We start from the raw sequence: 13,812 nt of genomic DNA, 5'->3' as shown, positions 1-13,812 counted from the left end.
CGATGATCCGCCACGCCCGCCCCCGCCGCAAACGCGACTCGACCATCCCGCTGATCAACATCATCTTTCTGATGCTGATCTTCTTCCTGATTACCGGCACGCTGGCCGCACCGCTCGACTCCGATCTGGAGCTTGTGAACACAACCGAGCTTGAGGGGAGGGAACCGCCCGACGCATTGGTGCTGCACCAGGACGGAAGCCTGAGCTTTCGCGGCACAGCGACCGATCCGGAGGCTTACATGACGGATCACGGCACCGAACCCGTCAGGATCGTACCCGACCGCAACGTCTCTGGCGTCCGCTTGATCGAGGTCACCGGCACGCTCCGCCGCCTTGGCGCATCCTCGGTGTTTCTCGTGACCGAGCAGGCCCTCGAATGATCCGCCGGTCGCTGGCTGTTGCGACGATTGCCCTGCTGGTGTCGCTGCTGGTTCACTTTTTTGGCTTGAGCGTTGTTGTGCCTGATCCGGCAGCACGGCTTGCGGCGGACAGCACAGCGGACACGGTCGCCTTGGGCAATGCTTTCGAAGATCTGGCGGATGCCCCCGTCGAACCGGTGCAACCCGAACCCGCAGAAGTGCCCGATCCTCCGGTCGAGACGGCGCCGGAACCTGAACCGGCGGAAGTACCGACCAGCGATGCGCGTGTGGCCTCGGACGACCCGCAACAAGTGTCATCGCCCGACACCGGCACTGCTGAAATCCTGCAACCGACGGCAGCGGAACCGCCTCAACCCGACGCGCCAGAGGGTGAAGACCCGCCCGAAGATGGCGCTGACACCGCCGAGGAAACGGCCGCAACACCGCCGGTGGAACCCGACACGGTTACAGAAACTCCGGTTGGCACGGCTGACGGCAGCGCAGCACCCGTTGAGGCCGAGACCGCGGTCGCGCCATCCATTGCACCTGCTGCCACGATTGCTCCGGCGCCCGAGACCGCGGCAGTTCCCGTTGTCCCGTTGGAACAGGCGGCTATCGCGCCGGAAATCCCGCTTGAAACGGCAGAGCCAGTGCCTGACGAACCCGATGCCGCAGCAAGCGATGAAGAAACGGATGCGACCGATCTGGCCATGGCCACTTCTCCCCGTCCGCGTCTACGCGAAGAGCGGCCAACACCCACGCTGAAGGGCTTGCGCGACGGATTGAACGATTTCAGTGACCTGCGCAATCCCACGCAGTTGGTCGAGTCGCCGCTTCGCACCTATCAGCGCGATGGTGTCGATGCCTTCAGCCAGAGAAGCAGCGGAAGCCGGACAGGTGGGCGCGGACCGGGCAACGCTGACACAACAAACTATGCCGGTGAGGTACTGGTCCATCTCAATCGATCTCCGGTCGTCTATGTCAAAGATAGAGGGTTCGCGCAGGTTTTCTTCGAGATCAATCCGGATGGAACGCTGGCTTGGGTCGACGTCGTCGACAGTTCAGGTTCCCAGAATCTCAACCGCGCCGCCAAGGCACAGGTTCAGAGCGCGGCACCATTCCCGCGCCCGCCGGGCGGCGTAAGCCGAAAGCTTTCATTCTTCTATCAGATCAAATGATCAGCAGCGCAGGCGATAGCCGACCTTGGTGGAGGCGCAGCGAAAGTTCATTTAGTCCGGGCAACGTGAGTTTAGCCAGTCTCTGATTTTGCGCCTGCAGCGAACGACAGGTGCGACGGGCCGCGGCGCAGCATTATTTGGCAAGGCTCAATGACCGGATTGGGCCGTTGATATATCGCAGATCGTGCGCCCCGCTGTCTCATACAGCTGCACTTCCTGACTGACGCTCTTAAAATGAGAGGTCGGCAATTGGGCGATTGTCCGAGATGTTGAGGGTAGCGACGATTTTTTCGAGTGAACAAGCCTCTGATAGGAGTAGACATTCAACGAAACAGAACCCGACTGGTGCCCGTGAAACACCTCTGTTGATTTCGCGGTTCCTTTCCAATTGAGTATCTCTCAAGATATGGTCCCTTTTTCAGAGGATCCCTCTGCCTCATCCAAATCCAATACCGCTGGGTCGATCATGCGCTTGTCAGCGCTCATCTTGACAGAGTTTCGCATGGCCTTGCTTCGCCGCAGCAAACGCCGGAAACTTGCCTCGTCAAGCATAAGCAGGGTCGAGGGTGCCAACGCCCGCACGTTTACGCGACGGGGCCGTTTCAATAGCATGGCCAATTGCCCAAACATTTCACCGCGACCCAGCCGCGAGCTGTGCCTGCCGAGTTCCACTTCCACCGCTCCGGAAGCAATGAAGAACACACTCCGGGCGAATTCGTCTTTGGATATGATGGTATCACCCGCATTGGCATATCGGGTACGCAGCGCCCGGCTGAGTTTCCTGAGTGAAGATTTGTCGAGATCGGAAAATAGTGGGAACTGCCTGACCAGATCCCGTCCTTTAAGAGTGATGTCCAACTTTGGACGCCCTTCAGATAGCGTATGTCGCCTCGCCACTTCCTGCATCAACACAGAATAAAGTTCTTCGCCCACAAGGCCGTCTTCGCGCATGACCGCATATTCACGTTCTTCAAGGCGCAGTGCGGTTCGCCGGATAAATCGCCGCTCCAACTTTTCGGCATAGCCGGGAAATTGCAGCCGTAGACCGTCCAGCGCTGTTTCAACCGCCTCGGATCGACGGGCCAACACTTCATCCAGCAAATCTGCAACCCGGCGGCCGTGGATTCGGCGGATGCGGCCGCGGACGAACCCATCGAGGTCCTGCAGGATCTGACGTTGCATGAGCAATCTTTCGAACCTATCCGTTGTGAGACGCGTGAGCGGGAACGAAATTCGAAGCCGGTTGTGCAGAAAAACGGCGATCCGAAAAGATCTGCCGTAAACGACCGACCGATTTGATGCGCGCTGATAGCCGATCCGCCCGCCAGTCCGTGCGCCTTCAATGAGCCGATCCGCATCGGACAGAATCTTCTCACTCAGAACCGATGACATTGTGCGTTCCCGCATCCGAGCCAAGACGGAATCCCGCTCTGCACCGGCCAGCGCAATAAGGCCAAGTGTGACCCGGTCACGATCAAGGATCTGCGCACTGTCTTCAGCGGCCTTTACGGCCTCGTCGAGGCGTTCGCTAAACTGCTTGGCTTCGTTTCTGACGATATCGTGGGTCAGGTTGTAGTTTTCTGCGGTGCGGGACACGTCCTCGCGAACCGATTGCAAGGCGACCGCGATCACCTGACGCGACAGGGCAGTATCAAGCGGAGAAAGCCTGTCGAGCCCCAGTTTTGTGATCACCATGCGCAAGGTTGTACCCTGAACAATCAGTGTAAACAGCGTAAAGCCAGTGGCCAGAATGCCGACCAGGCGCTTGGTTTCAAGCGGGATATGCGTGCTTTCGGTAACAGCCAGTGCCAGTGCCAGCGTCACGGCACCACGAAGCCCACCCCACAGTATTGCGGTGCGATAGGGGCGTTCAACAGCAGGCGACAGGCCTATTGCCGTAAGCAATGGCAGCAACCCGAACAGAATTGCTGCCCGTGCGAACATGGCGGCCAGAACCACCACAACCAGCAGGCCAAAGTCGGACGGCCGCACCTCTTCCAGCAATCTCGGTATCAGCAACGCTGCAAGAATAAAGATCAGCGCGCCTGCCCAATGTGCCAGAAGATCCCAAACTTCTTGCAGATTTGTCCAGGCGACCGGTGACAAACGACCGGGGCCTGTGAGGTTGAGCGTAAGACCTGCGGCCACCACCGCAATGACACCCGAAGCCCCGACGCTTTGCTCTGCAACGATGTAGGCGAGGTAAGGCAGCGCAATGGAAATCGAAATCTGCGCCATTTCCCAGCGATCTACAAAAGCCATCAGCCAGACCGCCATGCGCGCCATGAGCCAACCAGTGAGTGCTCCGCCTGCTATCAACAGCGGAAACTGCCCCACGGCTTCACTTAGCAATGGATCGGGTCTCCCGAGCATTACGAAGCTCATGAATAGCCCGAAAAGAGCGACCGCAGCAGCATCGTTAAGAAGGCTTTCACCCTCAATTATTCGCGACAACCTGCGCGGTGCCGAAATCGACCGGAAAATGCTGACAACCGCCGAAGGATCAGTTGTCGACACAATAGCGCCGATCAACAGGCAGGCGGCCAGCGGCAGGGCACTTACCCAGCTCAGCGCATAGCCAATGGAGAGAGTCGCGACAATTACTGCCACAACTGCCATCATCAGGATGGGCATCCAGTCATCCAGCATCCTGCGCAGGTTCATGCCGAGTGTCGCCTGAAAGAGCAGCGTTGGCAGGAAAACATAGAGGAAGACGTCTGACCGGATCGGTAGATCGATAATTGCCTGCGCCCCCGGGTTCAGTGCATCCGTCAGGTCAGTGTCGAGAAAGAACGTCGCGCCAAGGCCGATCACTATCCCCAGGACGGCGAGGATAACGCTGTAGGGCAGGCGCATTCGCGCGGCCAGTGGTTCCGCCACGCCGATTACAACAAAAAGAGAAGTGATGATGGTCGTAGTGACGACGATATCCATCATTACTTGTTACCTGAGAACTCGAACTAATGGAATCTACCCTTCAAGCCGGATCGACCACGTGGAATCAATGTGTGTACTTACACTCGTCCAGACTGTGCAGTTGCAGCGAATGTCAGGAATGATGGGCCGCAGTGCGACACCAGCGCGGTGAGTGAACGGCAGCTATGGGCCGTTCTCGTCTGAATGCGAGGCGTCCAACGATAGGGTGCAGCACTTGTTCCGACGTCTCCATTCAGGTTGTTTGAAAACCCACAATGGCACACTGAGGCCAGCGGGGCGTCTAAACCTTCTGAACCTATACGGGCCACCCGCTTCGGCTTGGATTAACTGCATCAAAAAAACAGTCATTTGAGGTCGGAAATCCCGAAACTCTGTGCAGAAGTCGTTAGATTAAAGGATGGGACAACCTGAACCGTTGGTTCGTGCCCGGCATGAGCAGGCGAACATGACCAAGCCATTGCATGGCTCTAAGAAACTTCGTCCTCCGTGGGTTTTGCAGACTCGACGATGGCATTTGGGTGATGCCAAACCAGCAGACCGATCACTGAGGAGGCTGCAAAGCAAGCAATCAGGCCGAAGGCCACTGCGAATGTACCGGTCGCGCTGAGGGCATAGCCCGTGATGACAGGGGCCAGAAATCCGGCAAGGGCAAAGCCGCTGTTCATTACGCCCATGCAGGTTCCCGCGTGCTGCGGCACGATATCGGCGATGACCGCGTAAAAAATCGGATTTGCTCCGAGCCCTGCGGATACGGCGACCGAAATGCAGATCAGCGCGATTGGGAAGCTGTCGACAAAGGCGAGCGGCAGAACTGCAAGCGCAACAAGCCCGTGGAGGGCCGCCATAGGGTAGGTTCTAGCGATCCGATAGGTTCCGGTCCGGATCAGCAGCCAGTCCGACAGCCGCCCCACAGTATACAGCGAAGCCGCAGCGGCGGCCCAAGGTATCGCTGCCGCCCAACCGATTTGCTTGAGGTCCAGATGATAGGTCGTGCGCAAGAACTCAGGTAGCCAGGTCATTACGAAAAAGATGAGGTAACCGAACACAAAATACGACCAATAGCTGGCCAGCAGGGTAGGTGTTCGCAGCAATATCCTGAGATCTTCGCGCGACAGCCGACCGCTGTTTGCAGGTCTCGCCGTGGCGTTGCGGCCTTCGAGGACATGGTCCCTCTCGGCGCTGTTCACGAAACGCGACATTTCAGGTGAATCACTGGATAGCCAGAGCCACGCGGGCAGCCACAAAAGGCCCAGCAACGCGAGGCCAAAGAACATTACGCGCCATCCAAAATCGACGATGACAAATGTGGCCAATGGGGCGCCGACCGCCAGCGCCAGCGGGATCGCGACCAGCGCAGCACCCATGGCCGTGGACCGTTCGTGGGGTGGCAGCCACCGCTCCAGAACGCGCGAATGTGCTGGAAAGGATGGCCCCTCAGCCAGCCCAAGCGCCATGCGCGCGCAATACAGCATGGCGAAGCCGACTGCCGCACCGGTCCAGCCGATTGCGACGGACCAGAGCAGAACGGCAAATGCAAAGGTCTTGCGGGCTCCGAACCGGTCAGCGAAATATCCGCCGGGCAGCGTTGTAAGAAAATAGCCGATGCCGAAAGCGCCCAGCACCAATCCCAGTTGAGAGGATGACAAGCTGAACTCGGTTTGAATGGCATGGGCCGCGTAGGAAATCGCCGAGCGGTCGACATAGTTGATCGTGTTGATCAAAAACAAAAGCGCTATAATAGCCCAACGAAATCGGGTCGCAGGCACGGTCGCATCAATCATAGCGTCGCCTGGTCAGATAATGTCCAATGTTTCAGGAGTATAGACGGTGCCGGAGCATGATGCCAATCAAATCCATTGGTGACCCGGGCGGGCCGGTTTCCGGTCGATCTGCATGCCGACGGGCACCGGATAGCAAAAGCGTCTCAACCCGGCTTGAAAAACATTATCCCCAGGGACCTGAACCAATCCGCCCTTTGCTTTCCCGATCAGTTTCGCTTTGGCGTGGAGAGGCCATTTGCCCGGCAAGTTTCCTCAGCGCCGCAATGCGATTTGCGGTCGAGGGGTGCGTCGAAAACAGTTTGTCGCGGGTATGGGCATGCAGGGGGTTGATGATAAACATATGCGCAGTCGCCGGGTTCCTTTCGGCCGCATCATTGTCAATTCGGGCTGCACTCAGCTGAATACGCTCCAAGGCCGAAGCCAGGGCCAGCGGCTGGCCACAAATTTCGGCACCGATCCGGTCTGCCACGTATTCTCGTGTTCGGCTCATTGCCATTTGCACCAACCCAGCGGCCAGTGGGGCCAGGATCATCAGCGCGATGGTTCCAACCAGACCAATCGCGCTGTCCCGCCTTCCGCCGAAGAACAGCGCAAAATTTGCCAGCATTGTAATGGCGCCTGCGAAGGTGGCGGTGACAGTCATTATGGCGGTGTCGTGGTTCTTGATATGCGCAAGCTCGTGGGCGATGACACCAGCCAGTTCGTCGCGGGATAACGTTTGCATCAGCCCGGAGGTGACGGCTACCGCCGCGTTATTCGGGTTGCGCCCTGTAGCGAATGCATTTGGCTGCGGCGTGTCCAGCAAATAGACAGCAGGGGTCGGCATGTTGGCGTTCTTCGCCAGATCCTCGACCATCTGAGACAGCCCCGACCGGTCACCGCCTGGAACGGGCCGTGCATTATGCATGCGAAGAACCATTTTGTCCGAGTTCCACCACGTAAACACGTTCATGCCAGCGGCAATCACTAGGGCAAGGAACATCCCCCCGGTACCGGCAAGAAGATATCCCAACCCCATGAACAAGGCCGTCATAGCGGCCATCAGTATCGCAGTTTTCGTATAGCCCATGCGTTGTGTTCCCGCGCACAATCTTCGGGTAAGAAATCACCCTATCATATATTGTCTGCTGGGTTGGTTTCCATGGGCTGTGACAAAGAGGAGAGCATTCGGCGATGCGCCAAAGCTGGCTTTTCAGGCCCCGCAGGTCGCCCATTGTCGTTCCCTCATGCACAGTAGCGGCAACTTGGACACGTTGGTATTCGATATTCAACAAGTGAAGTGTTTCACTTTGGCGGGAAGCGCTTTCCGGTACAATAATCCCACGTGGTTGGTGAGTATTGTGAGTCAGTAGATGTATTTGTCGAAGATCGACCGGCATTGTGATGCCGCAAGTGACATTCAGCGAAACAAGTTTGCGCGGAAGCATCCATTGCTGGATGACGCCGCGGTTCACGCAAAATGGAAGAACGGTTCCTGGCAGATCACGCGCATAGGGGACATCTGGAAACGGGCGGGGAAAATACTGTCGGTCCCTTACGAAGGCGCAGACGCCTATCCTTCGTTTCAGTTCGCTGAAGATGGCACGCCGCTGCCGTTAATGGAAGAAGTGTTGAAGGCGCTGCCGCGTGACATGACACCGTGGCAATGTGCATTTTGGATGACCTCACCCAAAAAGGAATTGGGTTGGAAGCTGCCTGCGACCTGCATCCGGATGGGCGATGATCGTGTGATCGACGTCGCTGGACGGGCCGGTGAGGAGCGGGATATCGTCAAATTTGAAGTGCACTGAAAGGTTCTGAGTGTCCGGCCCGTCACCCTGCGACATTCAGAATTGGACCGTCCAACAATCGGACAAGCTCTCCAAAATAGCCGGCCGACCGGGCGGGCCGCGTTGGATCGGATGTGATCGCGACGGCAAGATTGCGACGGGGATGAGCCGCAATAATTTGCCCTCCGTAACCTCGGGCCAGCACATAGCCGGACGGTGAAAGGAACCAGCCATAGCCGTAGTTCAGGCCAGAGAAAGCCGATCGGCCGCGCGGTTCTATCGAGGCTGAGACCCAGTTTTCCGGAATAACCTGCTTATCCTCAAAAACGCCCCGGTCCCGAAACATCACCGCGATTTTCAGCATCGCCCTTGGTGTAATCGCCATCTCATTGCCGCCGAGGTAGTAGCCCTGCGGGTCCCGCGTCCAGGCTGGGATTTCGATGCCCAGCTGGGCGCCCAATCGCCCACGCGCCAGTTCTAACAGGCTGTATCCCGTCGCTTCGGTCAAGGCCGCACCAAGGACGTGGGTCGACCCGGTGGAATACAGCATCCGCTTGCCGGGCTCGGCCACCATGGGGCGGGTGAGCGCGTCCGTTATCCAGTTCGGAGAGCTGATCCATTCGCCATAATTGCCACCGGACGTCCTTTCGAGACCGGCCCGCAATGTGACCAGATCCTCCATGGTGATATCTGCCGATCCGGGCGTCGCATTTTCCGGTAACAGCTGTGGCGCGACCTCGTGCAGAGTGGCATCGACCGAGGGAACCTCTTTTTTCTCGATTGCCACGCCAAGCAACAGCGCAACAATGCTTTTCGAGCAGGATTTGATATTCGCCGGATGATCCAGGCCAGGACCCTTGGGGGCTTGGGCAAAAACCGTTTCGCCTCCGCGCTGGACCTGTAGAGAATGCAGCTGTGGCAGGTTGAGGATCGCATCACTCAGGCCATTGGATTGCCCACGCACAACATGTGGAACAGCCAAAGACGCGGTGGATGTAGCCAGAAATGAACGACGCGTAATCATGGGCTTTATTTGGCGACGAAAATCCGGATGTCCAACGGAAAGGAACAAGTTGGCGGCGGTATTGCAGAAATAATGACACTTCTGTCGAGTTATTAGCGGCCCCGGACAAGACCGTCGTGTTAACGCAGAGATTGGGGTAATGGATTAATCAGCCACAGTCGGCAACGGACCTTTAAGGCACATCATCATTCTTCGAGAGTTTCGTGGTACTCTGGCGGTGAGGATATTCCAGCAGGGGTTTTTCAATTGCCTTCGAATGCACTCCGTCTTGTCATCGCAGCCATGTTCATTACCGCCTCGGTGGGAACGCTGCCAAATCGGGTGGATGCGCAATCCGCTGACATTCCAGACTGGTTGCAGCGGCATGTGGGAACGGGCGATGGGCAAATTGCGCCGGTGGTCCTGAAACGGGCGCGGGCGCTTTACCAGAAAAAAGTACGTCAGGGCGCGGTCAGAAACCCTTGTTACCTTGCCAAGGATGCGACACGCCCGAGCACGTCGTCCGGCGGCAATCCCGGACGCCGGTTTTATGTCATTTGCGAGGCGACGAAAACATTCCGGGCCGTCTCGTCCGGCTATGGCAATGGTCGGAAATTACGACGCGCGAATTTCTCGAACGGTCGACAATGCGCCAAGAATTTCAGTAATGCGGAGGGGTCGAAGCTGACCGCGGGCGGGTCTTATATGACGGCCGAAACGCGAACCTCGTTCAAGGGGTACTACAGCCAGTCAGGAACACGAAAACCCTTCTATCGCACGTTCCTTCTGTTTGATGGAGAAGGCGAAACAAGCAACGCCCGCGAGCGGGCCATCGGTGGCCATCCCGCTGTATTTCTGAAATGGCAGTGCCGGTTCAAAAACCCGCAAAGTCCTCATGCTGACAATGAAGGGTATGTCCCTTACGGAAGGTTGGTGAATTACACCGGCGGTCGCAGCAACGGATGCACCACGTGGTCCCAATCTGCCTCGGGGGACATTCTGGCGCTGGTGGAGGGGAATCCGACGACCCTCTACATCTATCCTGAATCCGGTGATATCAACGCCGTTGCGAAAGCGGTCAAAAGGGGAAAATCGCTGTCGCGGGCCGGGTTGTACTGGAACGCTGCGTGTCTACAGACCATCGGATCTCCTAAATTCTGGCCCAAAAGCGATCTGCAGCCCATCATCAATCAATGGCGGGATTCCCTACCCAAACAGCCACCGCTGGAATTGCCGATATGCAATTGAAATCAGGTGGTTGCGTCGCAAAATCATTGAAAGGTTAGGAAGGGCCTTCACCTCGACGCACCTATCTGGCGAGTTCGGCAAATAGCTGAAACCCGGAGGTCGTTGTGCTAGAGAATTGCCTCTTTCGGATCATATTGGCGACTTCGATACCATCCAAAGTAGCCGACGCAGATCCGGTCACCTATCCACATCCAGTCACCGAAGAGACCGATCAGGAATGAGCGCATGCGCTGCGATATCTCGTCTTTACATTCTTCAAGGATCGTCACGAACGAGATTTTCAGAGTGCGTAACCGATCCTTCACCGCACTTTGAGGCTTCGCCCATGCAGCAGGTTGCGAACCACGTAAACCGGACATTCTCTGAGTGGTACGCAGATGGCGATGACGCGGACAAAGCGACAACTCGCTGCCGAGCAGCATCCCGGCTGTGGAACGTCAGAAAGTGCAGAAAGCTGACTTTGCAAAGTCTCGCGCTCGGCCCGTAGACGAGGAACATCAACTGGCAAATTCCTGCCGGGGAATTGGCCGGGCTCTTTTCATAACCCCAAGATCGCCATAAAACTCCGCAACCCCTCAAACTGGCAATATAGCTTCTTGCAAAACAGCGACAGCAAAATGACTACGAAATGGCCGCGCCAGCCCGGCACTGCCCGCGTTGCGTTTGCGATGGTTTTTTTTGCTCTTCTATCTGCCTGCGCTCAGGGCTCAAACGAGGCGGATCTCGATCCAGAACGTCAGTCCATGGCTTTGCGCGAGGTCTCACAAAAACAAGCTCGAGGGCAAAGGGTGTGGTGTGTACCCTACGCACGTAACCTCAGCGGTATCGAAATTCGCGGAAATGCCAAGGATTGGTGGGGCAAGGCGCGCTATACTTTTGAGCGAGGTAGTGAACCGGTTGTCGGTGCGGTCATGTCATTTCGAGCAACCCGAGGGATGCCCCTTGGTCACGTGGCTGTCGTATCCGATGTTATCACCGACAGGGAAGTCATCGTGAACCACGCCAACTGGCACCGCAACAAGGTATCGTTGGAAATGGGCGTCAAGGATGTATCCAAAAACAATGATTGGACGCTGGTCCGGGTCGAAAGCCACCCAGGCCGGTATGGCAGTTTCTACCCGGTGAACGGGTTTATTTATCCCAAAATTGACGGTTAGCCTGAATCTACTATGTGTCGTATCCTCCACACATCCGGCGAATGCATCACAAGCAGCCCTTTTTTCGGAAACAAAATACATACACGAGCCGCCTGCGTATGGAACTAGTGTGGCGGTGCTCTCTCGCATATCGGAAAGTGCAAAGCCTGACTTTGATTGTCAGGCTTGGGCTGCGATCTGCTATTAACATGCAACGCGGAGAACGGCAGCGCTGAGCGCAATTTGGATAATGCTGTGTGAAATATGTCGGTAAGCTGATTCCAATGATTCATCTAAACCGATTTGGTTTCCAGCGGGAACAACCTGTCATACGCCAAAGTAAAAACATAGGTATAGGCAACGACGAAAGACGTGACGACGACATCCGTCATTAGAGCTTCCAGTAACCCAATGCCGAGCCACCAAGCGTAGATAGGAAACGACGTTATCACCAACGAAGCCTCAAACCCCATAGCATGCAGTATCCGCCCAAAATGCGAGCGTTGACTGGCAACGCGACCGGCATGGGCATCAATCCTGTCAAAAACCCAGTTATAGAAAAGATTTAGAACCATCGCCTTGACTGCGAGGACCACTCCGAGCGCGCCAATTTCAGCAACCGGTTTGTCAAAAAAAGCTGCGCCGACAGGCACTAAGAAAGCCATCAACAATAGCTCAAAACTGATTGTATAACGAAGACGATCCTTGCCCGTTCTGAGAGTGACTTTGTCCGACATTTCCAACTCCATTGCTGGATTGCGTTCTATTGAGGTTTTCAGATATTTATAGTTAATTACTATCTGGATATCAGATAGGTTTAAGATGCCGTCACCTGAAAGTTTGCAGGCTTTTGTACTGGCCGCAGAGCTTGGCTCCTTCTCCGCGGCCGCGCGGAAGATGAAGAAAGCCCAGTCTGCGGTATCAACTGCAATCGCTAACCTTGAAATCGATACGGATCTTCAGCTTTTTGACAGAAGCAGCAGGTCCCCGACGCTCACACAGGCGGGCCAATCGCTGTTACCATATGCCAGGGGCATTTTGCTCGGAAACCAGGAATTTCACGCCAAGGCGACATCGATGTCGGAAGGAGTAGAGGACAAGGTGAGCCTTGCAGTCGAACAGGGGGTCAATCTGACTCCGGTTTTGGATGTGTTGAGCGATTTTTCAAATGAGTTTCCCGACGTCTCGCTTGAAATCCTGACCACTGGTCCAAACGATACGGCGACCTTGCTCAAAGAAGGGCGTGTAACACTCGGCCTCATGACGGAACAGGAAAGTTACCCGACCGGTTTTCAGTTTCGGGGGGTCGGATATTCAGCCTTGGTTCCGGTCTGTGGTACATCTCATCCGCTGGCCAGACTGGATCGTGTCGCTCATCGAGACCTCAGGCAACATCGGCAATTGGTACTCAGGAGCCGTTCACGTGAAGTCCCTGGCCAGGTCGGCGAAATCAAGAGCGCATCGATTTGGTATGCGGAAAACCCCCACATGATCCTTGAACTGGTTTTGCGTGGTTTAGGATGGGCCGAATTGCCATTGCCAGTTGTCAAAGAATTGCTGAGATCGAACAAGCTGGCTCAAATGGATTACACGTTCCAGCAAAGCGATGCACTGGAAGGCATCGACCTTGTCTGGACAGAGCAACACGTTCTGGGCATAGCTGGTCAGTGGGTTCAGAGCCAGCTCTTCAATATTCCACAAAATGTATGGACGGATTGAGTTCAAAGCGTGCCTCGCAATAATTCATCCATTGAGGGCAAAGTTGCGCATCTGGAAAACTTTGAGGCTTGGTTCTGAAGGTCTGCTTCGGTCGTTCGCTGACGGTGCGAATTAGACGGCCAGCTGAATTCACATTACCCTCAATCGGCACTCAAGCTTCAATCTTACTCATCGCGAAAAAAAGAGCGCAGCGTATGTTTTCAATCTCGTCCGGACGGCGAAACTCTTCAAAATGTAGCTTGTCGTGTTCCATCACCTCTTTCATTGCGCGCTCGATGAGGTGTTCGCCTGTTTCGGTCAGTTGCACAATCTTACTGCGTCCATCGCTTGGGTTGGGGGCCCGTGTAACCAAACTTCTGCGCTCAAGGTCGACCAAAATATTGGCCGCACCACCTGTAGTCAGGAGCGCAGATTTACAGAGGTCTGATGGCGTAAGTTGGCGGGGTTTCGGTTGCGCTCGAAGCGCGACCAAGACTTCGAAAGCTGCGTGAGTGAGATCGAAACTGGCCAAGGCTTCCTCCGTGCGCGCCCGGATCAGTTCGTTCAAACGGATCACCGAGAAAATAATGTCGGTTTCCGGCGAGGCCGCTTCAGGCCAGTTGAGCTTGATCCGCTTGAGAAGTGATCGAATTGGAACCTGGTCGGCCATGAGCATCCCCTTACTACGCTTTCAAATGTAATT

General features: G+C 56.0%; 13 protein-coding genes. 6 read left to right on the top strand and 7 right to left on the bottom strand.

The features are described from left to right. Positions 1–2: 2 nt before the first annotated feature. Together ACR0NA_RS10725 and ACR0NA_RS10720 are read left to right on the top strand one after the other, a co-directional pair. On the top strand, positions 3–380 hold the full coding sequence (locus ACR0NA_RS10725; RefSeq protein WP_480728763.1) for an ExbD/TolR family protein: 378 nt from the start codon (positions 3–5) through the stop codon (positions 378–380). Continuing rightward, on the top strand, positions 377–1,537 hold the full coding sequence (locus ACR0NA_RS10720; RefSeq protein WP_480728762.1) for an energy transducer TonB family protein: 1,161 nt from the start codon (positions 377–379) through the stop codon (positions 1,535–1,537). Before ACR0NA_RS10725 ends, ACR0NA_RS10720 begins: the two co-directional genes overlap by 4 nt. A 399-nt stretch (positions 1,538–1,936) precedes the next feature. Here ACR0NA_RS10720 and ACR0NA_RS10715 read toward each other — a convergent pair whose 3' ends face one another. The 3 genes from ACR0NA_RS10715 to htpX all read right to left on the bottom strand — a co-directional run bounded on the left by ACR0NA_RS10715 (position 1,937) and on the right by htpX (position 7,324). Further along, on the bottom strand, positions 1,937–4,471 hold the full coding sequence (locus ACR0NA_RS10715) for a cation:proton antiporter (RefSeq protein WP_480729211.1): 2,535 nt from the start codon (positions 4,469–4,471) through the stop codon (positions 1,937–1,939). Between the two features lie 470 nt (positions 4,472–4,941). Further along, positions 4,942–6,255: an MFS transporter gene (locus ACR0NA_RS10710; RefSeq protein ID WP_480728760.1), complete on the bottom strand. Its 1,314-nt coding sequence runs from the start codon at positions 6,253–6,255 to the stop codon at positions 4,942–4,944. A 163-nt stretch (positions 6,256–6,418) separates the two neighbouring features. After that, entirely contained in the window at positions 6,419–7,324 is a 906-nt protein-coding gene (gene htpX, locus ACR0NA_RS10705) for a zinc metalloprotease HtpX (protein ID WP_480728758.1), read from the bottom strand. A gap of 283 nt (positions 7,325–7,607) precedes the next feature. Here htpX and ACR0NA_RS10700 point away from each other — a divergent pair, with 283 nt between their 5' ends. After that, entirely contained in the window at positions 7,608–8,045 is a 438-nt protein-coding gene (locus ACR0NA_RS10700) for a hypothetical protein (protein ID WP_480728756.1), read from the top strand. A gap of 22 nt (positions 8,046–8,067) precedes the next feature. On the opposite strand, the gene ACR0NA_RS10695 is transcribed toward ACR0NA_RS10700, so the two are convergent. Then, the gene (locus ACR0NA_RS10695) at positions 8,068–9,048 is read right to left on the bottom strand and encodes a serine hydrolase domain-containing protein (protein WP_480728754.1); all 981 of its coding nucleotides are present in this window, start codon (positions 9,046–9,048) and stop codon (positions 8,068–8,070) included. Positions 9,049–9,294: 246 nt separating this feature from the next. On the opposite strand from ACR0NA_RS10695, the gene ACR0NA_RS10690 reads away from it, so the two are divergent. Continuing rightward, positions 9,295–10,275: a hypothetical protein gene (locus ACR0NA_RS10690; RefSeq protein ID WP_480728751.1), complete on the top strand. Its 981-nt coding sequence runs from the start codon at positions 9,295–9,297 to the stop codon at positions 10,273–10,275. Positions 10,276–10,382: 107 nt separating this feature from the next. On the opposite strand, the gene ACR0NA_RS10685 is transcribed toward ACR0NA_RS10690, so the two are convergent. Further along, positions 10,383–10,634, bottom strand: coding sequence for a hypothetical protein (locus tag ACR0NA_RS10685; protein ID WP_480728749.1), 252 nt, complete (start codon positions 10,632–10,634; stop codon positions 10,383–10,385). A gap of 258 nt (positions 10,635–10,892) precedes the next feature. Between ACR0NA_RS10685 and ACR0NA_RS10680 the strand changes: the two genes are divergently transcribed. After that, the gene (locus ACR0NA_RS10680) at positions 10,893–11,432 is read left to right on the top strand and encodes a CHAP domain-containing protein (protein WP_480728747.1); all 540 of its coding nucleotides are present in this window, start codon (positions 10,893–10,895) and stop codon (positions 11,430–11,432) included. Positions 11,433–11,704: 272 nt separating this feature from the next. Here ACR0NA_RS10680 and ACR0NA_RS10675 read toward each other — a convergent pair whose 3' ends face one another. Then, positions 11,705–12,160: a PACE efflux transporter gene (locus tag ACR0NA_RS10675; RefSeq protein WP_480728746.1), complete on the bottom strand. Its 456-nt coding sequence runs from the start codon at positions 12,158–12,160 to the stop codon at positions 11,705–11,707. Between the two features lie 73 nt (positions 12,161–12,233). On the opposite strand from ACR0NA_RS10675, the gene ACR0NA_RS10670 reads away from it, so the two are divergent. After that, positions 12,234–13,130: a LysR family transcriptional regulator gene (locus tag ACR0NA_RS10670; RefSeq protein ID WP_480728745.1), complete on the top strand. Its 897-nt coding sequence runs from the start codon at positions 12,234–12,236 to the stop codon at positions 13,128–13,130. A gap of 151 nt (positions 13,131–13,281) precedes the next feature. Here ACR0NA_RS10670 and ACR0NA_RS10665 read toward each other — a convergent pair whose 3' ends face one another. Next, positions 13,282–13,779: a MarR family winged helix-turn-helix transcriptional regulator gene (locus tag ACR0NA_RS10665; protein ID WP_480728744.1), complete on the bottom strand. Its 498-nt coding sequence runs from the start codon at positions 13,777–13,779 to the stop codon at positions 13,282–13,284. Positions 13,780–13,812: the final 33 nt, after the last annotated feature.

It is taken from the genome of Ruegeria sp. C11 (genome assembly GCF_056537725.1).
This window is presented reverse-complemented; position numbering and strand designations above follow the sequence as displayed.

What these genes read in the sequence shown, in the direction of transcription:
- ACR0NA_RS10725 (WP_480728763.1), top strand. Translation starts at nt 3, where the DNA reads ATGATCCGCCACGCCCGCCCCCGCCGCAAACGCGACTCGACCATCCCG.
- ACR0NA_RS10720 (WP_480728762.1), top strand. Translation starts at nt 377, where the DNA reads ATGATCCGCCGGTCGCTGGCTGTTGCGACGATTGCCCTGCTGGTGTCG.
- ACR0NA_RS10715 (WP_480729211.1), bottom strand. Translation starts at nt 4,471, where the DNA reads ATGGATATCGTCGTCACTACGACCATCATCACTTCTCTTTTTGTTGTA.
- ACR0NA_RS10710 (WP_480728760.1), bottom strand. Translation starts at nt 6,255, where the DNA reads ATGATTGATGCGACCGTGCCTGCGACCCGATTTCGTTGGGCTATTATA.
- htpX (WP_480728758.1), bottom strand. Translation starts at nt 7,324, where the DNA reads ATGGGCTATACGAAAACTGCGATACTGATGGCCGCTATGACGGCCTTG.
- ACR0NA_RS10700 (WP_480728756.1), top strand. Translation starts at nt 7,608, where the DNA reads ATGTATTTGTCGAAGATCGACCGGCATTGTGATGCCGCAAGTGACATT.
- ACR0NA_RS10695 (WP_480728754.1), bottom strand. Translation starts at nt 9,048, where the DNA reads ATGATTACGCGTCGTTCATTTCTGGCTACATCCACCGCGTCTTTGGCT.
- ACR0NA_RS10685 (WP_480728749.1), bottom strand. Translation starts at nt 10,634, where the DNA reads ATGTCCGGTTTACGTGGTTCGCAACCTGCTGCATGGGCGAAGCCTCAA.
- ACR0NA_RS10680 (WP_480728747.1), top strand. Translation starts at nt 10,893, where the DNA reads ATGACTACGAAATGGCCGCGCCAGCCCGGCACTGCCCGCGTTGCGTTT.
- ACR0NA_RS10675 (WP_480728746.1), bottom strand. Translation starts at nt 12,160, where the DNA reads ATGGAGTTGGAAATGTCGGACAAAGTCACTCTCAGAACGGGCAAGGAT.
- ACR0NA_RS10670 (WP_480728745.1), top strand. Translation starts at nt 12,234, where the DNA reads ATGCCGTCACCTGAAAGTTTGCAGGCTTTTGTACTGGCCGCAGAGCTT.
- ACR0NA_RS10665 (WP_480728744.1), bottom strand. Translation starts at nt 13,779, where the DNA reads ATGGCCGACCAGGTTCCAATTCGATCACTTCTCAAGCGGATCAAGCTC.